The 23,791-nt window shown below is 57.4% G+C and carries 15 protein-coding genes; 8 read left to right on the top strand and 7 right to left on the bottom strand.

Translation table 11 applies throughout. From position 1 onward, the window contains the following. Positions 1–114 precede the first annotated feature (114 nt). The 3 genes from arcB to lptF form a co-directional block, all read right to left on the bottom strand. A complete protein-coding gene (arcB, locus tag NWV12_RS19610) occupies positions 115–2,448 on the bottom strand; it encodes an aerobic respiration two-component sensor histidine kinase ArcB (RefSeq protein ID WP_048981178.1) in 2,334 nt (777 codons plus the stop codon). 135 nt (positions 2,449–2,583) lie between these two features. Continuing rightward, positions 2,584–3,666, bottom strand: a complete 1,083-nt coding sequence (lptG, locus tag NWV12_RS19615; protein WP_024906346.1) for an LPS export ABC transporter permease LptG — start codon at positions 3,664–3,666, stop codon at positions 2,584–2,586. Then, positions 3,666–4,766: an LPS export ABC transporter permease LptF gene (gene lptF, locus NWV12_RS19620; RefSeq protein ID WP_024906345.1), complete on the bottom strand. Its 1,101-nt coding sequence runs from the start codon at positions 4,764–4,766 to the stop codon at positions 3,666–3,668. The genes lptG and lptF overlap by 1 nt, the downstream gene beginning before the upstream one ends. A gap of 266 nt (positions 4,767–5,032) precedes the next feature. Here lptF and pepA point away from each other — a divergent pair, with 266 nt between their 5' ends. The 5 genes from pepA to NWV12_RS19645 all read left to right on the top strand — a co-directional run bounded on the left by pepA (position 5,033) and on the right by NWV12_RS19645 (position 11,659). Continuing rightward, complete coding sequence (pepA, locus tag NWV12_RS19625; protein WP_023309366.1) at positions 5,033–6,544, top strand: leucyl aminopeptidase; 1,512 nt, start codon at positions 5,033–5,035, stop codon at positions 6,542–6,544. Between the two features lie 86 nt (positions 6,545–6,630). After that, positions 6,631–7,074, top strand: coding sequence for a DNA polymerase III subunit chi (gene holC, locus NWV12_RS19630; RefSeq protein WP_008502815.1), 444 nt, complete (start codon positions 6,631–6,633; stop codon positions 7,072–7,074). Beyond that, entirely contained in the window at positions 7,074–9,929 is a 2,856-nt protein-coding gene (locus NWV12_RS19635; protein ID WP_023309367.1) for a valine--tRNA ligase, read from the top strand. Before holC ends, NWV12_RS19635 begins: the two co-directional genes overlap by 1 nt. Before the next feature lie 123 nt (positions 9,930–10,052). Next, positions 10,053–10,556 carry a GNAT family N-acetyltransferase gene (locus NWV12_RS19640; RefSeq protein ID WP_039260409.1) on the top strand — a complete coding sequence of 168 codons (504 nt, stop codon included), beginning with the start codon at positions 10,053–10,055 and terminating at the stop codon, positions 10,554–10,556. 83 nt (positions 10,557–10,639) lie between these two features. Then, on the top strand, positions 10,640–11,659 hold the full coding sequence (locus NWV12_RS19645; protein WP_033146757.1) for an NAD(P)-dependent alcohol dehydrogenase: 1,020 nt from the start codon (positions 10,640–10,642) through the stop codon (positions 11,657–11,659). Positions 11,660–11,751: 92 nt separating this feature from the next. On the opposite strand, the gene NWV12_RS19650 is transcribed toward NWV12_RS19645, so the two are convergent. Next, positions 11,752–13,398 (bottom strand): dihydroxyacetone kinase subunit DhaK, encoded by a 1,647-nt coding sequence (locus NWV12_RS19650; protein WP_048981176.1) that lies wholly within the window; start codon positions 13,396–13,398, stop codon positions 11,752–11,754. A gap of 138 nt (positions 13,399–13,536) precedes the next feature. Between NWV12_RS19650 and NWV12_RS19655 the strand changes: the two genes are divergently transcribed. Continuing rightward, positions 13,537–15,039: a helicase HerA-like C-terminal domain-containing protein gene (locus tag NWV12_RS19655; RefSeq protein ID WP_101744689.1), complete on the top strand. Its 1,503-nt coding sequence runs from the start codon at positions 13,537–13,539 to the stop codon at positions 15,037–15,039. Here the strand turns inward: NWV12_RS19655 and NWV12_RS19660 are convergent. Beyond that, complete coding sequence (locus tag NWV12_RS19660) at positions 15,019–15,960, bottom strand: TIGR01212 family radical SAM protein (RefSeq protein ID WP_101744690.1); 942 nt, start codon at positions 15,958–15,960, stop codon at positions 15,019–15,021. The two genes, NWV12_RS19655 and NWV12_RS19660, sit on opposite strands and share 21 nt — an antisense overlap. Before the next feature lie 687 nt (positions 15,961–16,647). Between NWV12_RS19660 and gltB the strand changes: the two genes are divergently transcribed. Both gltB and gltD read left to right on the top strand, forming a co-directional pair. Then, on the top strand, positions 16,648–21,108 hold the full coding sequence (gltB, locus tag NWV12_RS19665) for a glutamate synthase large subunit (RefSeq protein ID WP_048981173.1): 4,461 nt from the start codon (positions 16,648–16,650) through the stop codon (positions 21,106–21,108). 9 nt (positions 21,109–21,117) lie between these two features. Then, positions 21,118–22,536, top strand: coding sequence for a glutamate synthase subunit GltD (gene gltD, locus NWV12_RS19670; RefSeq protein ID WP_023309377.1), 1,419 nt, complete (start codon positions 21,118–21,120; stop codon positions 22,534–22,536). Between the two features lie 29 nt (positions 22,537–22,565). On the opposite strand, the gene sspB is transcribed toward gltD, so the two are convergent. Further along, positions 22,566–23,063, bottom strand: a complete 498-nt coding sequence (gene sspB, locus NWV12_RS19675; protein WP_024906337.1) for a ClpXP protease specificity-enhancing factor — start codon at positions 23,061–23,063, stop codon at positions 22,566–22,568. A gap of 5 nt (positions 23,064–23,068) precedes the next feature. Next, the gene (sspA, locus tag NWV12_RS19680) at positions 23,069–23,707 is read right to left on the bottom strand and encodes a stringent starvation protein SspA (RefSeq protein WP_014885418.1); all 639 of its coding nucleotides are present in this window, start codon (positions 23,705–23,707) and stop codon (positions 23,069–23,071) included. Positions 23,708–23,791 lie beyond the last annotated feature (84 nt).

Below are 23,791 nucleotides of genomic sequence, written 5' to 3' on the forward strand. Positions count from 1 at the left end.
CGTGCGGCCTAAATTTTTCAGGCAGCGCCCTTTCGAAAATAACTTTAAAAAACAGGCGCAGCCACGATTTCCCTGGTGTTGGCGCAGTATTCGCGCACCCCGGTTAATCCGGGGTCATTTTTTTCTGGCGTCTACCCAGGCTTTAAGCACCGCCACATCGTTTTGCCACTCTTGTTTCATCTCTTCAACCCAATCACCCACGTTATCTTCCCATGCAGGTAAATCAGGCGACTGAATCTGTTGACCCAGCTGCTGCAGATGGCGTAAGCCAACCGAGCCGGCGGCACCTTTGATTTTATGTCCTTCTTCGACGATGCCCTTCTGGTCACGAGCCGTCAGGTTGGATTCCAGCACGCTCAGATAGCCCGGCATCATTTTTTCGAACACCGCCAGACCATCGGTAATCAGTTTCGGACCCACCAGATCGATGTACTGCTCCAGCATCGCGGTATCGAGTATCGTTTGGGCTTTTGCGCTATCAACAGACGTCATGGTGCTCTCCTCTTCATCACGGGTATCCCAGAACTTCTTAATCATGGCGGTCAGAGCAGGCACCGCCAGCGGCTTGCTGAGTACATCGTCCATACCGGCATCGAGATACTCTTTTTTGTCTTTCAGCACATTCGCCGTCAGCGCCACCAGCGGCGGCAGCTCGTCGGCCGCGTACTGACGCGTCAGCTCACGCGAGATATCCAGCCCGGTCATATCCGGCAGCTGGATATCGAGCAGAACAAGATCGTATTCGCCCGGTTTAAACATCTCCAGCGCGGCCTTACCGGTCATCGCGACATCCACGCTGTTGCCCAGTTTTTCCAGCACCGAGCGCGCCACAATCACGTTCAGCTCAATGTCTTCTACCAGCAGGACGTGCAGCGCGGGCAGCGGCATGTCGTCGTTTTCAAAGGTATCCTCAACTTCCTCCGCCACCGCCGGCGCATGGACCGTCAGCGTGAAGGTTGACCCTTTGCCCGGCTGGCTGACAACGGTGATATCGCCACCCATACTCTTCGCCAGCCGTTTAGAGACCGCCAGGCCAATGCCTGTTCCTGTCGCCGGTTTCCCGCCGTTGCTGTCCTTCACCTGGTAGTACATCGCGAAAATTTTGTCCTGCTCCTCCTGCGGAATACCCATCCCGGAGTCTTCCACCTCGAAGTGCAGCATATCGCCTTCGTCAAAGCGGATGCGCACCGCCACCTGCCCCTTCTGGGTAAATTTCACCGCGTTGCTGATGAGATTCCACAGGATCTGACGCAGACGCGTGCCGTCGGTCACCACTTTATGCGGCAGCGGCAGGGTTGGCTCCATGACAAAGCTCAGTCCCTTCTGCTGCGCCTGCAGGCCGGACAGGTTTTCGAGGTCGGCAAGGAAGCTGGTGAAATCAACCGGCTGATTATCAAGCTGAACTTTACGACGCTCCATCTTATCCATATCAATAATATCGTTGAAGATATTACCCAGCGTGACCGCTGAGACATGGATAGTCTTGAGGTATTTTTCCTGCTCTGCGGTCAGGTCGGTATCCAGCAGAATACGGCTCAGGCCGACAATGCCATTAAGCGGCGTACGCAGCTCGTGGCTGATGGTGGAGATAAAGGTAGTCTTGTCGCGGCTGGCGCGCTCCAGGGCATCCTGGTAGCGCTTACGCTCGGTGATATCGCGGCCAAAGCCCATCAGGCCGTGGCGTTTCCCCACGCGGTCATAGTAGGGCACCTTACGGATCTCAAAGCAGGCTTTGCGTCCGTCCGGGTAATCCAGCCACTGTTCATAGGTCAGCGAGACGTTATGGCGGAATACTTTTTCGTCCGTCTCCATGACCTTGGCCGCCGCCTCTTCAGAGTAAACGTCCTGCGGCTTCAGGTTAATCAGCTGCTTCTCGCTTTTCCCGGTGAGCAGCTCCATCGCCCGGTTACAGCCGGAAAACTCTTTATCTTCATTACGGTAAAACACCAGATCCGGCGAAGCATCGAGGAACGACCGCAGGAAAGAGGATTGCTGCTCAAGCTGGATCTGCGTGACCTCGCGCTCTTTCATTTCGATTTTCAGCTGCTCCAGCGTGGCCTGACGCTCGGCTTCCGCCTTCTCACGATCGGAGATCTCCTGATTCAGCTGCGCAATGTTGTCTTTAAGCTGGACGTTGAGCTTCAGGTCGCGCTCGCGCATCTCTTCCAGTTTATCGACCAGTTTTGACAGACGCTGACGGGACTCTTCCAGCTGTTCAACCACCACGGAAAGGAAATAGACCGCCCAGGGCGTAATGAGCAAGCCAAAGAAGATGGAGCGGATGACGTCGATACTCTCGACCTGACCATGCAGAACCATGGTGACGGCCATTTGTACGACAATGGCCAGAACGACCAGCGCCAGCGCAAGCAGCATGGAGAAACGCACCAGCCCAAGCTTCATCATCAGGTCGACGTAATACTGGGCAAGCATTCGAATTTGCTTCATAGAGGATCCCTTCACGACTTTATCGCTCAATAATACTCAAATTCAGGGCGAGGCGTTGAAGGTTGTGAGAAAAAGTGCGGGGTGAAACAGGAGATTAGCCTCGCTCCCGGTTAACCGGAAGCGAGGAGAGGTCAATCAGGAGCGTTTCAACAGCAGCCAGAGGCTGATCAGGAGGAAACTGGCGCTTGGCAGCAGCGCACCAATTATCGGCGGAATGCCATAAACCAGCGTCAGCGGACCGAAGATCTGATCGAGCACGTAGAACACAAAGCCGAAACTGATACCGGTCACGACGCGCACGCCCATCGGCACGCTGCGTAACGGGCCGAAGATAAACGACAGCGCCATCAGCATCATCACCGCCACGGACATCGGCTGGAAGATCTTGCTCCACATGTTGAGCTGGTAACGTCCCGCATCCTGCCCGCTCGACTTCAGGTATTTCACATAGTTGTGCAAACCGCTGATGGAGAGCGCGTCAGGATCCAGCGCCACAACACCGAGCTTATCGGGCGTCAGGTTGGTTTTCCACGTACCGGTTACCGTCTGAGAACCCGTAATCTGTTTCGGATCGGTCAGGTTAGACTCATCGACCTGGGACAAACGCCACTGTTTATGTTCGGCGTCAAATTTTGCCGAAGAGGCGTGGCGGACTGACTCCAGACGGCGCTGGTCATCGAAAGCGTAAATGCTCACCCCACCCAGTTCATCATTCCCCTTCACCCGTTCGATGTAGACGAAGTTTTTACCGTCTTTCGCCCATAAACCTTGTTGGGTCGAGAGCAGCGAGCCGCCGTACATGGCCTGCGCACGGTAGTTACGCGCCATCTGTTCGCCCTGCGGCGCGACCCACTCGCCAATCGCCATGGTCAACAGCACCAGTGGGATCGCGGTTTTCATTACCGACAGCGCAACCTGCATGCGGGTAAAGCCCGAGGCCTGCATAACGACCAGCTCACTGCGCTGCGCCAGCATCCCCAGCCCCAGCAGCGCGCCCAGCAGGGCCGCCATCGGGAAGAAGATCTGTACATCTTTCGGCACGCTGAGCAGGGTATACATCCCCGCGCCCATCGCGTCATAGCTCCCCTGGCCGGCTTTTTTCAGCTGATCGACAAATTTGATAATGCCGGAGAGCGACACCAGCATGAACAACGTCATCATGATGGTGGTAAAAATGGTTTTACCGATATAGCGATCAAGAACGCCAAACGCCTGCATTAGATGGCTCCTTTACGCGAGAATCGGGCACGTATGCGGCGCACAGGCACCGTATCCCACAGGTTTAATCCCAGCGCCAGTAAGATGTACAGGCTGTTGACGAACCATGTCCAGACCATAGGGTCCAGCTTACCCTTCGCGCCGTTAGAACGAATCGAGGTTTGCAGCAGGAAATAGATCAGGTAAAGCAGCATCGCCGGCAGCATAGAGAGCACGCGGCCCTGGCGCGGGTTCACCACGCTCAGCGGAACGACAATCAGCGCCATCATAAACACGGTGAAGACAAGCGTAATACGCCAGTGGAACTCAGCACGCGCTCTGTCGGTATCGGTATTCCACAGGGTACGCATGTCCATTTGTTCGGTATCCGTTGGATCGAGCGCCACCGCCTGATGGCCGATAATGGCCTGATAGTTCTGGAAATCCGTAATGCGGAAGTCGCGCAGCATGGCGGTGCCTTCGAAACGGGTGCCTTTGTTCAGCGTCACGATCTGAGAACCATCTTTGCGCTGAGCAAGCTGGCCGGAGTCTGCAACCACCACGGAAGGACGCGCGTTACCTTTGGGACGTAACTGCGCCAGGAATACGTCGTTGAATTTACTGCCGTCAACGCTCTCAATGAACAGCACGGAGTTGCCGTCGGTCGCCTGCTGGAACTGCCCCTGGGCTAAGGCTGCCATGCCGGGGTTGGCTTTCGCTTCGGCCAGCACTTCGTCCTGATGACGGGAAGACATGGGACCCGCCCACATCACATTCACCGCCGCGACAATACCCGTGAACAGCGCCAGTATCATGGCCGCTTTCACCAGTACCGCTTTGCTCAGGCCACAGGCATGCATCACCGTGATTTCACTCTCGGTGTAGAGTTTCCCAAGCGTCATGAGCAGGCCAAGGAAAAGACTTAGCGGCAGGATGAGCTGCGCCATTTCCGGGATCCCTAAACCAAGCAGGGAAAGCACCAGATTTGTTGGAATTTCGCCGTCAACGGCCGCACCGAGGATCTTAACCAGCTTCTGACAGAAAAAAATCAGCAGCAGGATGAAGAGGATCGCCAGTTGGCTTTTGAGCGTCTCCCGCACCAGATATCTTATGATTATCACTTTAAATACGCCCGTAAAAACCCGTCTCTTTGCTGGAAAATCGCTTGTTTCATGGCTTAAACGTCATTTATTCTCTTGAGTCGTCGAAATCATCGCTAAGATTAAAACATCCGGCGGATTCACGCTTCAGGACTTTTTCTGACGTGTCGAAACCGTAGTAACGTAAGATTAACACGAAGTCACCACAACAGCGGACATGAGTTACGAAAGGTTTCAATTCTATCCGTAGCTGCCGCCGTTGTCTTTAAGATTCAGGAGCGTAGTGCATGGAGTTCAGTGTAAAAAGCGGTAGCCCGGAGAAACAGCGGAGTGCCTGCATCGTTGTGGGCGTCTTTGAACCACGCCGACTCTCCCCGATCGCCGAGCAACTCGATAAAATCAGTGACGGCTATATTAGCGCCCTGCTGCGCCGTGGCGAACTGGAAGGCAAACCTGGGCAGACGCTGTTACTGCACCATGTTCCGAACGTACTGTCAGAACGTATTCTGCTGATTGGCTGCGGCAAAGAACGCGAGCTGGATGAACGTCAGTATAAGCAGGTAATTCAGAAAACAATCAATACGCTGAATGATACTGGCTCAATGGAAGCAGTCTGCTTCCTGACGGAGCTGCACGTTAAAGGGCGTAACACCTACTGGAAAGTGCGTCAGGCGGTTGAAACGGCAAAAGAGAGTCTGTACAGCTTCGATCAGCTGAAGACCAATAAAAGCGAGCCGCGTCGTCCGCTGCGTAAAATGGTCTTTAACGTGCCAACCCGTCGCGAGCTGACCAGCGGCGAACGAGCGATCCAGCACGGTCTGGCGATCGCGGCCGGCATTAAAGCGGCCAAAGATCTCGGCAACATGCCGCCTAACATCTGTAACGCGGCGTACCTGGCCTCTCAGGCGCGTCAGCTTGCCGACGCCTACAGCAAAAACGTCATTACCCGCGTCATCGGCGAACAGCAGATGAAAGAGCTGGGGATGCACTCTTACCTGGCGGTCGGTAACGGCTCGCAGAACGAATCCCTGATGTCCGTCATCGAGTACAAAGGCAATCCGTCCGAAGACGCGCGCCCGATTGTGCTCGTCGGTAAAGGCCTGACCTTCGATTCCGGCGGTATCTCCATCAAGCCTGCCGAAGGCATGGATGAGATGAAGTACGACATGTGCGGTGCGGCGGCGGTTTACGGCGTGATGCGCATGGTCGCGGAACTGCAGTTGCCTATCAACGTGATCGGCGTACTGGCGGGCTGCGAAAACATGCCTGGCGGGCGCGCCTATCGTCCGGGTGACGTTCTGACCACCATGTCCGGCCAGACCGTTGAAGTGCTGAACACCGACGCCGAAGGGCGTCTGGTGCTGTGTGACGTGCTGACCTACGTTGAGCGCTTCGAGCCGGAAGCGGTGATTGACGTCGCCACCCTCACCGGAGCCTGCGTGATTGCGCTGGGTCACCACATCACCGGCCTGATGTCGAACCACAACCCGCTGGCGCACGAGCTTATTGGTGCCTCAGAGCAGGCCGGGGACCGCGCATGGCGTCTGCCGCTGGGTGACGAGTATCAGGATCAGCTGGAGTCTAACTTTGCGGATATGGCGAACATTGGCGGACGTCCTGGCGGGGCGATCACCGCGGGCTGCTTCCTGGCACGCTTCACCCGCAAGTACAACTGGGCACACCTGGATATCGCGGGCACCGCATGGCGCTCCGGTAAAGCCAAAGGCGCAACCGGCCGTCCAGTGGCGCTGCTGTCGCAGTTCCTGCTGAACCGCGCAGGTTTTAACGGCGACGAGTAAGTCAAAACGGCAGTAAACCGTAGGCCGGGTAAGGCGAAGCCGCCACCCGGCTTAAGCATTTAAAGTGAGCACAAGAAGCCCCATATATGAAGAATGCAACGTTCTACCTTCTGGACAACGACACCCATCAGGATGGCCTCAGCGCCGTAGAACAGCTGGTGTGTGAAATTGCCGCAGAACGTTGGCGCGCAGGTAAACGCGTTCTGATTGCCTGTGAAGATGAACAGCAGGCGATTCGCCTGGATGAAGCGCTGTGGGCGCGCCCCCCGGAGAGTTTTGTGCCGCATAATCTGTCGGGCGAAGGCCCGCGCGGCGGTGCACCGGTTGAAATTGCCTGGCCGCAAAAGCGCAACAGCAGCGCGCGCGATATTCTGATTAGCCTGCGGATAGATTTTGCAGATTTTGCCACCGCTTTCACAGAAGTGGTAGACTTTGTCCCTTACGAAGAATCTTTGAAACAACTGGCGCGCGAACGCTATAAAGCGTACCGCCTGGCTGGTTTTAACCTGAATACGGCAACCTGGAAATAATGGAAAAGACATATAACCCACGCGATATCGAACAGCCGCTTTACGAGCACTGGGAACAGCAGGGCTATTTCAAGCCTAACGGCGACGAAAGCAAAGAGTCCTTCTGCATCATGATCCCGCCGCCGAACGTCACCGGCAGTTTGCATATGGGTCATGCTTTCCAGCAGACCATCATGGACACCATGATCCGCTACCAGCGCATGCAGGGTAAAAACACCCTGTGGCAGGCGGGGACTGACCACGCGGGTATCGCGACCCAGATGGTGGTTGAGCGTAAAATTGCCGCTGAAGAAGGTAAAACCCGTCACGACTACGGTCGCGATGCGTTCATCGACAAAATCTGGCAGTGGAAGGCGGAATCCGGCGGCACCATTACCCGTCAGATGCGCCGTCTCGGCAACTCCGTGGACTGGGAGCGCGAGCGCTTCACCATGGACGAAGGCCTGTCCAACGCTGTTAAAGAAGTCTTCGTCCGCCTGTACAAAGAAGACCTGATTTACCGCGGCAAACGCCTGGTAAACTGGGATCCGAAACTGCGCACCGCCATCTCTGACCTGGAAGTGGAAAACCGCGAGTCTAAAGGCTCCATGTGGCACATCCGCTATCCGCTGGCCGATGGCGCAAAAACCGCCGACGGAAAAGATTACCTGGTGGTTGCAACGACCCGTCCGGAAACCCTGCTGGGCGATACCGGCGTGGCCGTTAACCCGGAAGATCCGCGTTATAAAGATCTGATCGGCAAATTCGTGGTGCTGCCGCTGGTAAACCGCCGTATTCCGATTGTGGGCGACGAACACGCCGACATGGAAAAAGGCACCGGCTGCGTAAAAATCACCCCTGCGCACGACTTCAACGACTATGAAGTTGGTCGTCGTCACGCCCTGCCGATGATCAACATTCTGACCTTCGACGGCGATATCCGCGAAAGCGCAGAAGTGTACGATACCAAAGGCAACGAATCCGACGTTTACTCCAGCGACATCCCGGCTGAGTTCCAGAAGCTGGAGCGTTTTGCCGCACGTAAAGCCATCGTGGCTGCCGTTGACGCGCTCGGCCTGCTGGAAGAGATCAAACCTCACGATCTGACCGTGCCGTACGGCGACCGTGGCGGCGTGGTTATCGAGCCAATGCTGACCGACCAGTGGTACGTGCGTGCCGACGTGCTGGCGAAACCGGCTGTGGAAGCGGTTGAAAACGGCAGCATTCAGTTCGTGCCGAAGCAGTACGAAAACATGTACTTCTCCTGGATGCGCGACATTCAGGACTGGTGTATCTCTCGTCAGCTGTGGTGGGGTCACCGTATTCCGGCGTGGTACGACAACGAAGGCAACGTTTACGTTGGCCGTAGCGAAGACGAAGTGCGTCAGGAAAACAACCTGAGCGCGGACGTTGCGCTGCGTCAGGACGAAGACGTGCTGGACACCTGGTTCTCCTCCGCGCTGTGGACCTTCTCCACCCTCGGCTGGCCAGAAAACACCGACGCGCTGCGTCAGTTCCACCCAACCAGCGTGATGGTGTCCGGCTTCGACATTATCTTCTTCTGGATTGCCCGCATGATCATGATGACCATGCACTTCATCAAAGACGAAGACGGCAAGCCGCAGGTTCCGTTCCATACCGTCTACATGACCGGTCTGATCCGCGACGACGAAGGCCAGAAAATGTCCAAGTCCAAGGGTAACGTTATTGACCCGCTGGACATGGTTGACGGTATCTCTCTGGAAGATCTGCTGGAAAAACGTACCGGCAACATGATGCAGCCGCAGCTGGCTGAGAAAATCCGCAAGCGTACCGAGAAGCAGTTCCCGAACGGGATCGAGTCTCACGGTACCGACGCCCTGCGCTTCACCCTGGCGGCACTGGCCTCAACCGGTCGTGACATCAACTGGGACATGAAGCGTCTGGAAGGTTACCGTAACTTCTGTAACAAGCTGTGGAACGCCAGCCGCTTCGTGCTGATGAATACCGAAGATCAGGATTGCGGCTTCAACGGCGGCGAGATGACGCTGTCTCTGGCAGACCGCTGGATCCTGGCGGAATTCAACCAGACGGTGAAAGCGTTCCGCGAGGCGCTGGACAGCTACCGCTTCGATATCGCGGCGGGCATCCTGTATGAATTCACCTGGAACCAGTTCTGCGACTGGTATCTGGAGCTGGCGAAGCCGGTGATGAACGGCGGCACTGAGGCGGAGCTGCGCGGCACGCGCAATACGCTGATTACCGTTCTGGAAGGTCTGCTGCGCCTGGCGCATCCGGTCATTCCATTCATCACCGAAACCATCTGGCAGCGCGTGAAGGTGATTGCAGGCATCAACGCCGATACCATCATGCTGCAGCCGTTCCCGGAATTCGATGCGGCCAAGGTTGATGAAGCGGCGTCCGCGGATACCGAGTGGCTGAAACAGGCGATCGTTGCGGTACGTAACATCCGTGCTGAAATGAACATCGCCCCAGGCAAACCGCTGGAGCTGCTGCTGCGTGGCTGCAGCGAGGCGGCCGTTCGTCGCGTCACCGAGAACAACACCTTCCTGAAAACCATGGCGCGTCTGGAAAGCATCACCGTGCTGCCTGCGGATGACAAAGGTCCGGTTTCCGTGACAAAAATCATCGACGGCGCCGAGCTGCTGATCCCAATGGCGGGCCTGATCGACAAAGACGCCGAGCTGGCTCGTCTGGCGAAAGAAGTGGCAAAAGTCGACGTGGAAATTGGCAAAATCGAAAGCAAGCTGGCGAACGAAGGCTTTGTCGCCCGCGCGCCGGAAGCGGTCATCGCGAAAGAGCGTGAGCGTCTGGTTGCCTTCGCAGATGCGAAGACCAAGCTGATCGAGCAGCAGGCGGTTATCGCAGCCCTGTAATGCTTTTACCCCTTACGCTTCAGGGCGTAAGGGGTATCCTTCCTGAAAACTCCTCGCTTGCACTCCCCTTTCTGCGGTGCTATTAACAGCAGTTATGTGTCAATTTTTGTAATGAGTAATGCTATGAGCGTGATTACCCCCGTCGCGACGACGATGCGCCGGATCGCTGAGCAGGATAACCCGGCAATCGCCGCCGTTATCCGCACCGTTTCTGCCGAATATGGCCTGACGGCTGACAAAGGCTACACGGTTGCCGACCCGAACCTGGACGAGCTTTACCAGCTCTACAGCCAGCCAGGGCATGCCTACTGGGTAATCGAGCAGAACGGTCAGGTTGTGGGCGGCGGCGGCGTGGCGCCCCTCAGCTGCAGCGAGCCGGATATCTGTGAGCTGCAGAAAATGTATTTTCTGCCAACGGCGCGCGGGCAAGGGCTGGCGAAAAAGCTGGCGCTGATGGCGCTGGACCACGCGCGCAAGCAGGGTTTTACCCGCTGCTACCTTGAAACAACCGCTTTCCTCAAAGAGGCCATCGGCCTGTATGAACATCTGGGCTTTGAGCATATCGATGCGCCGCTGGGCTGTACCGGCCACGTTGATTGCGAAGTCAGGATGCTGAAAAGTCTGTAACTTTCGTTCCTGCCCTCTTCTGTTAAGCGGCTGTAAACTGAATGCTCTACACTCTCAGTTCACACCACAACGGGGGAAACACGATGTCGAAGATAAAAAGCTACGCCGCACCGCAGGCGGGTGCAGAACTTGAGCTGTACGAGTACGATGCGGGCGAACTAAAAGCAGAAGACGTCGAAGTACAGGTTGATTACTGCGGGATCTGCCACTCGGATCTCTCGATGATCGACAACGAATGGGGCTTCTCGAGCTATCCGCTGGTTGCCGGGCACGAAGTCATTGGCCGCGTCGTGGCGCTCGGTAGTGCCGCACAGGACAAAGGGCTGAAGGTAGGCCAACGCGTGGGCATTGGCTGGACGGCACGCAGCTGCGGCCACTGCGATGCCTGTATCAGCGGCAATCAGATCAACTGCCTCGAAGGCGCCGTTCCCACCATTCTGAACAAGGGCGGTTTTGCCGATAAGCTGCGCGCCGACTGGCAATGGGTCATCCCGCTGCCGGACAGCATTGATATCGAATCCGCCGGTCCGCTGCTGTGCGGCGGTATCACCGTCTTCAAACCCCTGCTGATGCACCATATCACCGCCACCAGCCGCGTGGGCGTCATCGGTATTGGCGGTCTGGGCCATATCGCCATCAAGCTGCTGCACGCAATGGGCTGTGAAGTCACGGCGTTTAGCTCGAACCCGGCGAAAGAGAAAGAAGTGCTGGCGATGGGTGCGGATAAAGTCGTTAACAGCCGCGATCCTGATGCGCTGAACGCGCTGGCTGGGCAGTTTGACCTGATCATAAACACCGTTAACGTCGATCTCAACTGGCAGCCGTACTTTGAGGCGCTGGCCTACGGCGGTAACTTCCACACCGTAGGTGCCGTGATGAAGCCGCTGCCGGTTCCGGCGTTTACCCTGATCGGCGGGGATCGCAGCGTGTCAGGCTCCGCGACCGGTACGCCGTTTGAGTTGCGCAAACTGATGAAGTTTGCCGGACGCACCAAAGTGGCGCCGACCACCGAACTGTATCCGATGTCGAAAATCAACGAAGCGATCCAGCACGTGCGTGACGGCAAAGCCCGCTACCGCGTGGTGTTGAAAGCGGATTTTTGATGTGACATAGGCGGGGAATGTGCGGCCTGATGCCCTCACCCCAACCCTCTCCCACAGGGAGAGGGCGCACACACTAAAAACGGTAACGGTCGTTACCGTTTTGCATCTACCATGGCCTTAAACACCTCAGTCACCGCAACCGCACCGGGATCCATTACCCCATCCAGATTCTCTTTATTCACATACGACGAGCGCCCCGCACCGGCTTTCGCCATTTTCGCCGTTGCTTCGGCACCGTGCTGTGCTGCCTTCGCCGCTGCCTGAAGATCGCCATTCTTCAATGCTTCAAGCGCCGGTTGCAGCGCGTCGATCAGGGTACGATCGCCGAGATCTGCCCCACCGTACTGCTTCATCTGCGCCAGCCCGCTGAGCAATGCCTCGGGCAGCGGCTGACCATCGTGAAGCTTTTGCCCGGCCGCGGTGAAGAAGATCGACATCAGCACCCCGCTCGATCCGCCCATCACCGTCGCCAGCCGCTCGCCCACCAGCAACAGCAGCGTCGATACGTTATCAAGCGGGAGCTTGCGATCCTCCAGACGCTGCGCAATATCCCGCGCCCCTTGCGCAAAAGTGGAGCCGGTATCACCGTCGCCCACTTTGGCATCCAGCGCGTTCAGTCGGTTTTCCAGCTGGAGCAGCGTTTTCGTCACCGAGGAAACATATTCGCCCACCCGCAGATTGTCCGACGGAGTGTATTCCACGCGATCGTGAATGGCGGTATGCGCCACGGTGCGCAGTGGCGCAAACGCCACGGGCTTCTGCCAGCCCAGCGTTTCGACCTCGGCGTGAATCGCCTTTTCAAAGAAGTCATTGAGCTTCAGCAGCGTGAGCGAAAAGCCCTTCATGTCCAGCGCGCTCACCAGCGGCGCGGGGCCTATCAGGTACGCTATCTCCTCTTTCAGCGCCGAATGCGCCAGCTCTTTGGTCAGCAGCGCCATCTCCAGCGCCGATACGCCGCCGAGATTGTTAATCAATACCGCAAACCGCCCCTCTCCCGCCTGCGCGCGTAACGGCGTCACCAGCGTGTCGATAATGGCTTTACTGTTCTGCGTATCCACGACGGAAGCACCGGGCTCGCCGTGAATGCCCAGCCCCAGCTCGACATGGCCCTGCTTAATGCGCCCCTCTTCCTCGTCGCTGCCCGGCAGGTTGCACGTTTGCATCGCAACGCCCAGGCTCCAGAGGTTATCGCAGGCCTGTTGCGCAATATCCCGCACCTCGCTTAGCGATTTACCGTGCTCCGCCGCATAGCCCGCAATCTTGTGCACCAGTGCCGTACCGGCAATACCGCGCGGCTGTTTGTTATCCGGCAGCGCGATATCGTCCGCCACGATCGCCATCTCCACCTTCAGGCCGTAGCGTTTGGCCTTTTCTGCCGCCAGACCAAAGTTCAGGCGATCGCCGGTGTAGTTTTTGACGATCAGCAGACAGCCGCGATCGCCCGTGACCGCCACAATGGCGTTCAGCACCGCATCCACGCTCGGCGAGGCAAACAGATCGCCACACACTGCCGCCGTCAGCATCCCTTTGCCAACAAACCCGGCGTGCGCGGGTTCGTGGCCTGAGCCGCCGCCGGAGATCACCGCCACGCGGCTCTTGTCCCAGTCGCCGCGTGCGACGATCCTGATGGCCGGATCGATATCAAGTTTGACGAGATTTGCGTGTGGCGCAGAAAGCAGTATGCCTTCAATGGCATCGTTGACCAGCTGTTTGCGATCGTTAAAGAAGAATCTGGACATCGTTTCCCACTATTTTTGTGAACCGTATGCAAAAGCATAGTCCGCGCTGGATAATGCGCCGCAAAGTCAGGAATTTACTCAACCAAATTGCGGCCAGATTGCCTATACTCCCCCCAGGACAAAGAGAGGAAGCGCATCATGAGTACACCATTGTTAATTGCCAGGACGCTGGAAAAAGAGCTGTATTTACTGCCCGCGATGGCGAACCGCCACGGTCTGATCACCGGAGCGACCGGGACGGGGAAAACCGTCACCCTGCAAAAGCTGGCGGAGTCGCTTTCGGAGATTGGCGTACCGGTCTTTATGGCTGACGTGAAAGGCGATTTAACCGGTGTGGCTCAGGAAGGAACGGCCTCTGAAAAACTGCTCGAACGGCTGAAGAATATTGGCATTACGGACTGGACGCCGCATAACAATCCGGTAGTAGTGTGGGATATCTTTGGTGAGAAAGGCCACCCGGTGCGCGCCACCGTCTCCGATCTCGGCCCGCTGCTGCTGGCCCGTCTGCTTAATCTCAACGACGTGCAGTCCGGCGTGCTGAATATTATCTTCCGCATTGCCGACGATCAGGGCCTGCTGCTGCTTGATTTCAAAGATCTGCGCGCCATTACCCAGTACATCGGCGATAACGCCAAATCCTTCCAGAACCAGTACGGCAATATCAGCAGCGCCTCGGTGGGTGCCATTCAGCGCGGGTTACTGACGCTGGAGCAACAGGGCGCAGAGCACTTCTTCGGCGAGCCGATGCTGGATATCAAAGACTGGATGCGCACCGACAGCAGCGGCAAAGGCATCATCAACATTCTGAGCTCCGAGAAGCTCTACCAGATGCCAAAGCTCTACGCCGCCAGCCTGCTGTGGATGCTCTCCGAACTGTACGAACAGTTACCCGAAGCGGGCGATCTGGAAAAACCGAAGCTGGTCTTCTTCTTCGACGAAGCGCACCTGCTGTTTAACGACGCGCCGCAGGTATTGCTGGATAAGATTGAACAGGTCATTCGCCTGATCCGCTCCAAAGGCGTTGGCGTCTGGTTTGTCTCGCAAAACCCGTCGGACATTCCGGATAACGTTCTCGGCCAGCTCGGTAACCGCGTGCAGCACGCCCTGCGCGCCTTTACGCCGAAGGATCAGAAAGCGGTGAAAGCCGCCGCGCAAACCATGCGCGCCAATCCTGCCTTTGATACCGAAGCGGCGATTCAGGCGTTAGGCACCGGTGAAGCGCTGATCTCGTTCCTGGATGCGAAGGGCAGCCCGTCCGTGGTGGAACGCGCCATGGTGATCGCGCCCTGCTCGCGCATGGGGCCGGTTACCGACGATGAACGTAATGGCCTGATTAACCACTCTCCGGTTTACGGGAAGTACGAAGACGAGGTGGATCGCGAGTCCGCGTTCGAGATGCTGCAAAAAGGGGTGCAGGCGACAACGGAGTCGCAGGATGCGCCTGCCGCTCAAGGACAGTCCGTCGCCGTGGATGACGGTATTCTCGGGGGGCTCAAAGACATCCTGTTCGGCAGCACCGGGCTGCGCGGCGGCAAGCGCGACGGCGTGGTACAGACCATGGCGAAAAGCGCGGCGCGGCAGGTCACCAATCAGATAGTGCGCGGCATGCTGGGAAGTCTGTTAGGCGGCCGTCGCCGGTAGACGGGGAACCCACGGGCGGCCAAGCGCTGAACCCTGCACACCGTTCTCCTGCAGATAGCGGTCGATTTCCACCATCCCCGTCCAGCGGTTCTCACACCATAGCGGTGCCAGAAGCGTTGGACGGCGGGCGCTGGCCGAAATACGGTGGTAGACGATTTCCGGCGGGGTGTGGCGAATCATCTCCCCCGCCGTCACCGTATAGTCCTCAAGCTCAATACCGCTTAACCGTCCGGCTTCCCAGGCTTTCGCCATAATGCTGCCCGTAACGATATGCAGCGGGTGCAGCTTAATGCCGTCCACGCCGGTCTCAACCACCTTTTCCAGCGTCTCCAGGCCGTGCTGCTGCCCTTCACCCGGCAAGCCGACAATCAGATGCGAGCAGACCTTCAGCCCGCGCTCTCGGGCCAGGCGCGTGGTGCGCTGGTAGCAGGCGAAATCATGGCCACGGTTAATACGGTGCAGGGTTTTGTCATGCGCGGTCTGCAAGCCCAGCTCCAGCCAGATCTCGTAGCCTTGTTCTTTGTACTCGCTGAGCAGGTCCAGCACCGCGTCCGGTACGCAGTCCGGGCGCGTGCCCACGCACAGCCCAACGATGTTAGCCTGGCTGACGGCCTGCTGGTACATAGAGCGCAGCACCTGCACCTCCGCCCACGTGCTGGTGTAGGCCTGAAAATAGGCCAGATACTGCTTCGCGCGGTTCACCAGGCTGGCCTGATGGGCAAGCTGTTCAGCGATAGATTTATGCTGCTGGGCTTCGTCAGCAAAGGACGCAACGTTACAGAAGGTGCAGCCGCCGCGCCCGATGGTGCCATCGCGATTCGGGCAGCTAAACCCGCCGTGCAGCGTCAGCTTATGAACCTTTTGCCCGTACCGCTGCAAAAGATCCCCACCAAACATATTGACTAATTTCTGTAACTGCATAATCTGATAGACCGTCCCGGAGAAAGGGGACAAGCCTGCCACTTTTAGCCTCTGTCGGCGATGACCTGGATCAATCGCCCTGGACGGCCTTTATCTATATGAATAAATACTCAGGATTACTGCAATTTCATTCACGCCATTCGTGATTACTTTTCCTTATGTTCTGATTGTTTTTTTCATTTATAGCGCCACCACTGAAAAACAGTGGGTTTATGCGGGTTTGCAGCCATTTCCAGATTATTATTCTGCTATAAAACGGCTATTCAGCACGCTGCATTGATAATACCGCTTTCATATAGTGAGTCAGATCACACTCCGCTGCGTCCTGCCAGGGCATACATTCAATGTAAAAATAGTTAAATAACATTTACTTTCAAAGACATAAACGCTCTTTAGCACATTTTTGTATAAATAAGATTGCCATTTGACCTGTGTACCAATTCCCGATAAGTTGGAAATCCGCTGGAAGCTTTCTGGATGAGCGGCCTGCTCATCATATTTATGCAGTAATTGAGATTCCCTCTGAAGCAAGTCCTCAAACTTGTTTACCTGCGCGAAAGGATGAAAAAGAGGGCGAATGCGAGGTCCGCGTATGAAACGCAAACCCCGTCGCCATGCTCTTTCTGTGCCTGTGCGCCACGGTAAAGTTCAGTGGGAAGCCCGACGAGCCTGGGGAGGTTCACTGATATGTTGTACGATAAATCCCTTGAGAAGGATAACTGTGGTTTCGGCCTGATCGCCCACATAGAAGGCGAACCTAGCCACAAGGTAGTGCGTACTGCTATTCACGCACTGGCCCGAATGCAGCACCGTGGCGCTATTCTTGCCGATGGTAAAACCGGCGACGGTTGCGGCCTGCTGCTGCAAAAACCGGATCGTTTCTTCCGCATCGTGGCGGAAGAGCGCGGCTGGCGTTTAGCCAAAAACTACGCTGTCGGCATGCTGTTCCTGAATCAGGATCCTGAAAAGGCTGCCGCCTCACGCCGCATCGTCGAAGAAGAACTTCAGCGTGAAACCCTGTCGATTGTCGGCTGGCGCAATGTGCCAACCAACGAAGGGGTGCTCGGTGAAATCGCCCTCTCCTCGCTGCCTCGCATTGAACAAATTTTCGTCAACGCGCCTGCGGGCTGGCGTCCGCGTGATATGGAACGCCGTCTGTTTATTGCCCGCCGCCGCATTGAAAAACGTCTCCAGGACGATAAAGAGTTCTACGTTTGTAGCCTCTCTAACCTGGTGAACATCTATAAGGGTCTGTGTATGCCGGCTGACCTGCCGCGCTTCTACCTGGACCTGGCGGACCTGCGTCTGGAATCGGCCATTTGCCTGTTCCACCAGCGCTTCTCCACCAACACCGTTCCACGCTGGCCGCTGGCGCAGCCGTTCCGCTACCTGGCGCACAACGGCGAGATCAACACCATCACCGGTAACCGCCAGTGGGCCCGCGCCCGTACCTATAAATTCCAGACGCCACTGATCCCCGATCTGCACGATGCCGCGCCGTTCGTGAACGAAACCGGCTCTGACTCCAGCTCCATGGATAACATGCTGGAACTGCTGCTGGCGGGCGGGATGGACATCGTGCGCGCCATGCGTCTGCTCGTGCCACCGGCCTGGCAGAACAACCCGGATATGGACCCTGAGCTGCGCGCGTTCTTCGACTTTAACTCCATGCACATGGAGCCGTGGGACGGCCCGGCGGGCATCGTCATGTCTGACGGCCGCTTCGCCGCCTGTAACCTGGACCGTAACGGTCTGCGTCCGGCGCGCTACGTTATCACCAAAGACAAGCTCATCACCTGCGCCTCTGAAGTCGGTATCTGGGATTACCAGCCTGACGAAGTGGTCGAGAAAGGCCGCGTCGGCCCGGGCGAGCTGATGGTTATCGACACCCGCGGCGGGCGCATTCTGCACTCTGCCGAAACCGATCACGATCTTAAAAGCCGCCATCCGTACAAAGAGTGGATGGAGAAGAACGTCCGTCGCCTCGTGCCGTTCGAAGATTTATCGGATGAAGAAGTGGGCCGCCGCGAACTGGACGACGATACGCTTGCAAGCTTCCAGAAACAGTTTAACTACAGCGCGGAAGAGCTGGACTCCGTTATTCGCGTGCTCGGTGAAAACGGCCAGGAAGCGGTCGGCTCCATGGGTGACGATACCCCGTTTGCCGTGCTCTCCAGCCAGCCGCGCATTATTTACGACTACTTCCGTCAGCAGTTTGCGCAGGTGACCAACCCGCCGATCGACCCGCTGCGTGAAGCGCACGTGATGTCGCTGGCCACCAGCATCGGTCGCGAGATGAACGTCTTCTGCGAGGCCGAAGGCCAGGCGCACCGTCTGACCTTTAAATCGCCGATCCTGCTGTACTCCGATTTCAAACAGCTCACCACCATGAAAGAGGAGCACTACCGCGCCGACACGCTCGATATTACCTTCGACGTGACCGAAGCGAGCCTCGAAGAGACGGTGAATGCGCTGTGTGACAAAGCCGAACAGATGGTGCGTAACGGTACCGTTCTGCTGGTGCTGTCCGACCGCAATATTGCGAAAAACCGTCTGCCGGTGCCTGCCCCGATGGCGGTTGGCGCTATCCAGACGCGTCTGGTCGACAAGAGCCTGCGCTGCGACGCCAACATCATTGTTGAAACCGCCAGCGCCCGCGACCCGCACCACTTTGCCGTGCTGTTAGGCTTCGGTGCGACGGCGATCTACCCGTATCTGGCCTACGAAACGCTGGCACGCCTGGTGGATACCCGCGCGATCGACAAAGATTACCGCGCGGTGATGCTGAACTACCGTAACGGCATCAACAAAGGCCTGTACAAGATCATGTCCAAAATGGGCATCTCGACCATTGCCTCCTACCGCTGTTCGAAGCTGTTTGAAGCGGTCGGCCTGCATGACGAGGTCGCCAACCTCTGCTTCCAGGGCGTGGTCAGCCGCATCGGCGGCGCCGGTTTTGCTGACTTCCAGCAGGATCTGGTGAATCTGTCCAAACGCGCCTGGCTGGCACGTAAGCCGCTGGATCAGGGCGGTCTGCTGAAATACGTTCACGGCGGCGAATACCACGCCTATAACCCGGACGTGGTGCGCACGCTGCAGCAGGCGGTTCAGAGCGGTGAATACAGCGATTACCAGCAGTACGCTGAGCTGGTAAACAACCGTCCGGCGGCAACGCTGCGCGACCTCATTGCCCTCAATCCGGGCGATGAAGCGGTCAGCATTGACGACGTTGAGCCTGCATCGGAACTGTTCAAACGCTTCGATACCGCAGCGATGTCCATCGGCGCGCTGAGTCCGGAAGCCCACGAAGCGCTGGCGGAAGCCATGAACAGCATCGGCGGTAACTCCAACTCCGGCGAAGGCGGTGAAGATCCGGCGCGTTACGGCACCAACAAAGTGTCCCGTATCAAGCAGGTGGCATCCGGTCGCTTTGGCGTGACGCCTGCGTACCTGGTCAACGCCGACGTGATCCAGATTAAAGTCGCTCAGGGTGCTAAACCGGGCGAAGGCGGCCAGCTGCCGGGTGATAAAGTTACCCCGTACATTGCCAAACTGCGCTATTCCGTGCCGGGCGTGACGCTGATCTCCCCGCCACCGCACCACGATATCTACTCTATCGAGGACTTAGCGCAGCTGATTTTCGACCTGAAGCAGGTCAACCCGAAGGCGATGATCTCCGTGAAGCTGGTTTCCGAACCGGGCGTCGGCACCATCGCTACCGGCGTGGCGAAAGCCTATGCGGACCTCATCACCATCGCCGGTTACGACGGCGGTACCGGTGCCAGCCCGCTCTCCTCCGTGAAATATGCAGGCTGTCCGTGGGAGCTTGGCCTGGTGGAAACCCAGCAGGCGCTGGTGGCGAATGGCCTGCGTCACAAGATACGCCTGCAGGTGGACGGCGGCCTGAAAACCGGCCTCGACATCATTAAAGCGGCGATCCTCGGCGCGGAAAGCTTCGGCTTCGGTACCGGCCCAATGGTTGCGCTCGGCTGTAAATACCTGCGTATTTGCCACCTGAACAACTGCGCAACCGGCGTTGCTACCCAGGACGAGAAGCTGCGTAAGAACCACTATCACGGTCTGCCGTTCAAAGTGACCAACTACTTTGAGTTCATCGCCCGCGAAACCCGCGAGCTGATGGCGCAGCTGGGCGTGAAGCGTCTGGTGGACCTGATTGGCCGCACTGACCTGCTGAAAGAGCTGGAAGGCTTCACCGCGAAGCAACAGAAGCTTGAGCTGTCTAAGCTGCTGGAAACCGCGCAGCCGCACCCTGGCAAAGCGGTCTACTGCACCGAGAACAACCCGCCGTTCGATAACGGCGTGCTGAACGCGCAGCTGTTGCAGCAGGCGAAACCGTACGTGGACGACAAGCAGAGCAAAACGTTCTGGTTCGATATCCGCAACACCGACCGCTCCGTGGGCGCCTCCCTCTCCGGTTATATCGCGCAGACGCACGGTGACCAGGGGCTGGCAGCGGATCCGATTACCGCGCACTTCAGCGGTACCGCGGGTCAGAGCTTCGGCGTATGGAACGCAGGCGGCGTTGAGCTGTACCTGACCGGCGATGCCAACGACTACGTCGGTAAAGGCATGGCGGGCGGTCTGCTGGCGGTGCGTCCTCCGGTTGGCTCAGCCTTCCGCAGCCATGAAGCCAGCATCATCGGTAACACCTGCCTGTACGGCGCGACCGGCGGTCGTCTGTTTGCAGCAGGCCGTGCGGGCGAGCGTTTTGCGGTGCGTAACTCCGGTGCTATCACCGTGGTGGAAGGCATTGGCGATAACGGTTGTGAATACATGACGGGCGGGATTGTTTGCGTTCTGGGTAAAACCGGCGTGAACTTCGGCGCGGGCATGACGGGCGGTTTTGCGTATGTCCTGGATGAAGACGGTGAGTTCCGCAAACGCGTGAACCCGGAGCTGGTGGAAGTGCTGGACGTTGATACGCTGGCTATCCATGAAGAACACCTGCGCGGTTTGATTACCGAACACGTGCAGCATACCGGTTCTTCGCGCGGCGAAGAGATCCTGGCGAACTGGCCAGCGTTCTCTGCGAAATTCGCGCTGGTTAAGCCGAAGTCCAGCGATGTTAAAGCCCTGTTGGGTCACCGTAGTCGTAGCGCAGCAGAGCTGCGCGTGCAGGCGCAGTAAGGAATTCAGATGAGCCAGAACGTATACCAGTTTATCGACCTGCAGCGTGTTGATCCGCCAAAGAAACCGCTGAAGATCCGCAAAATTGAATTTGTTGAAATCTACGAGCCGTTTTCAGAAGGCCAGGCCAAGGCACAGGCAGACCGCTGCCTGTCCTGCGGGAACCCTTACTGCGAATGGAAATGTCCGGTACATAACTACATCCCGAACTGGCTGAAGCTGGCTAACGAAGGACGTATTTTTGAAGCCGCCGAGCTGTCTCACCAGACCAACACCCTGCCGGAAGTGTGCGGCCGCGTGTGTCCTCAGGACCGTCTGTGCGAAGGTTCCTGTACGCTGAACGACGAGTTCGGCGCGGTGACAATCGGCAACATCGAGCGCTATATCAACGATAAAGCGTTCGAGATGGGCTGGCGTCCGGATATGACCGGCGTGAAGCAAACCGACAAGCGCGTGGCAATCATCGGCGCGGGCCCGGCGGGCCTGGCCTGTGCGGACGTGCTGACCCGCAACGGCGTGAAGGCGGTGGTCTTTGACCGCCATCCGGAAATCGGCGGTCTGCTGACCTTCGGTATTCCGGCCTTCAAGCTGGAAAAAGAGGTCATGACCCGTCGCCGTGAAATCTTCACCGGCATGGGCATTGAGTTCAAACTGAACGTGGAAGTGGGTCGCGACGTGCAGCTCGACGACCTGCTGAAGGATTACGACGCCGTGTTCCTTGGCGTGGGCACCTATCAGTCCATGCGCGGCGGTCTGGAGAACGAAGACGCGCCGGGCGTGTACGATGCGCTGCCGTTCCTGATTGCCAACACCAAGCAGATCATGGGCTACGGCGAAACCGCCGATGAGCCGTTCGTCAGCATGGAAGGCAAACGCGTGGTAGTGCTGGGCGGCGGTGATACCGCGATGGACTGCGTGCGTACCTCCATTCGTCAGAATGCGGCACACGTGATCTGCGCCTACCGTCGTGACGAAGAGAACATGCCGGGCTCTAAACGCGAAGTGAAAAACGCGCGTGAAGAGGGCGTGGAGTTCCAGTTCAACATCCAGCCTCTGGGTATTGAAGTGAATGCCAACGGTAAAGTGAGCGGCGTGAAGATGGCGCGCACTGAGATGGGCGCACCGGATGCGAAAGGTCGTCGTCGCGCCGAGATCGTAGCCGGTTCTGAGCACGTGATCCCGGCCGATGCCGTGGTGATGGCGTTCGGTTTCCGTCCTCACAGCATGGAATGGCTGGCGAAGCACAGCGTTGAGCTGGATTCGCAGGGCCGCGTGATTGCGCCAGAAGGCAGCGACAACGCATTCCAGACCAGCAACCCGAAAATCTTCGCCGGTGGCGATATTGTTCGCGGTTCTGACCTGGTGGTAACGGCGATTGCCGAAGGGCGTAAAGCCGCTGACGGGATCCTGAACTACCTGGAAGTGTAAAAAAAACAGGCCCGATTGGGCCTGTTTTTTTATTTCACGACGCGAAGTGCCGGACGACCACCGCGCGGAGGCGGATCGTCATCAGGGTCATTGTCGTCATGATGATCGGGTTTATCACCATCGATAAGTGACATCACCGTGTCGCTTTCGCGCTCATCGGATGCGTTGTCATCATTCAGGCTGGCAACATCTTCATCATACGCCGCTTCCGGCTCGAACATGGTACCCGCACCGTTTTCACGCGCGTAGATAGCCAGCACGGCTGCCAGAGGTACGGAAACCTGACGCGGCACGCCGCCGAAACGCGCGTTGAAGCGCACTTCATCGTTTGCCAGCTCCAGGTTACCCACCGCACGCGGCGCAATGTTCAGTACGATCTGCCCGTCACGCGCATATTCCATAGGAACCAGCACGCCCGGCAACGTCACATCCACAACCAGGTGCGGCGTGAGCTGGTTATCCAGCAGCCATTCATAGAAGGCGCGCAGCAGATAAGGACGGCGTGGGGTAAGTTGTGACATTTCCACAGTCATTAGCCTCGGCCGAGACGCATTTCACGTTCCGGTTCAGTTAAAGATGCCAGGAAAGAGTCGCGTTCAAATACGCGAGTCATATAGCCCTTCAGCTCTTTCGCGCCAGGACCGCTGAACTCTACGCCCAGGGTTGGCAGACGCCACAGCAGTGGTGCCAGGTAGCAATCCACCAGGCTGAACTCATCGCTCAGGAAGAATGGTTTCTGACCAAACACAGGAGCGATCGCCAGCAGCTCTTCACGCAGTTGTTTACGTGCAGCGTCAGCTTCAGAAGCAGAACCGCTGGTAATCACGTTCATCAGCGAGTACCAGTCTTTTTCGATACGCTGCATGTACAGGCGGCTTTCACCACGCGCGACAGGGTAAACAGGCATCAGTGGCGGATGCGGGAAACGCTCATCCAGATATTCCATAATGATACGGGATTCCCACAGGGTCAGCTCGCGATCCACCAGCGTCGGTACGCTTTGGCTCGGGTTGAGATCGATCAGATCCTGAGGCGGGTTATCCTTTTCCACATGCTCGATCTCAAAACTGACACCCTTCTCGGCCAGCACGATACGAACCTGATGGCTATAAATGTCAGTAGGACCAGAAAACAGCGTCATTACCGAACGTTTGTTGGCAGCGACAGCCATGAAAACCTCCAGGTATATTCAGAATTTTTACTGCTACCAGCCCAACAGGGGCCAGCCAGATGTTGTATCGCCCATCCCAGAGAA

The sequence above is a fragment of the Enterobacter sp. Crenshaw genome (genome assembly GCF_024734705.1).
Classification (GTDB): domain Bacteria; phylum Pseudomonadota; class Gammaproteobacteria; order Enterobacterales; family Enterobacteriaceae; genus Enterobacter; species Enterobacter asburiae_B.

Excerpts from the sequence above, each read along its gene's own strand:
- pepA (WP_023309366.1), top strand. The coding sequence starts at position 5,033 with ATGGAGTTCAGTGTAAAAAGCGGTAGCCCGGAGAAACAGCGGAGTGCC.
- holC (WP_008502815.1), top strand. The coding sequence starts at position 6,631 with ATGAAGAATGCAACGTTCTACCTTCTGGACAACGACACCCATCAGGAT.
- NWV12_RS19660 (WP_101744690.1), bottom strand. The coding sequence starts at position 15,960 with ATGCAGTTACAGAAATTAGTCAATATGTTTGGTGGGGATCTTTTGCAG.
- NWV12_RS19645 (WP_033146757.1), top strand. The coding sequence starts at position 10,640 with ATGTCGAAGATAAAAAGCTACGCCGCACCGCAGGCGGGTGCAGAACTT.
- lptG (WP_024906346.1), bottom strand. The coding sequence starts at position 3,666 with ATGCAGGCGTTTGGCGTTCTTGATCGCTATATCGGTAAAACCATTTTT.
- arcB (WP_048981178.1), bottom strand. The coding sequence starts at position 2,448 with ATGAAGCAAATTCGAATGCTTGCCCAGTATTACGTCGACCTGATGATG.
- NWV12_RS19635 (WP_023309367.1), top strand. The coding sequence starts at position 7,074 with ATGGAAAAGACATATAACCCACGCGATATCGAACAGCCGCTTTACGAG.
- NWV12_RS19655 (WP_101744689.1), top strand. The coding sequence starts at position 13,537 with ATGAGTACACCATTGTTAATTGCCAGGACGCTGGAAAAAGAGCTGTAT.
- gltB (WP_048981173.1), top strand. The coding sequence starts at position 16,648 with ATGTTGTACGATAAATCCCTTGAGAAGGATAACTGTGGTTTCGGCCTG.
- NWV12_RS19650 (WP_048981176.1), bottom strand. The coding sequence starts at position 13,398 with ATGTCCAGATTCTTCTTTAACGATCGCAAACAGCTGGTCAACGATGCC.
- NWV12_RS19640 (WP_039260409.1), top strand. The coding sequence starts at position 10,053 with ATGAGCGTGATTACCCCCGTCGCGACGACGATGCGCCGGATCGCTGAG.
- sspA (WP_014885418.1), bottom strand. The coding sequence starts at position 23,707 with ATGGCTGTCGCTGCCAACAAACGTTCGGTAATGACGCTGTTTTCTGGT.
- gltD (WP_023309377.1), top strand. The coding sequence starts at position 21,118 with ATGAGCCAGAACGTATACCAGTTTATCGACCTGCAGCGTGTTGATCCG.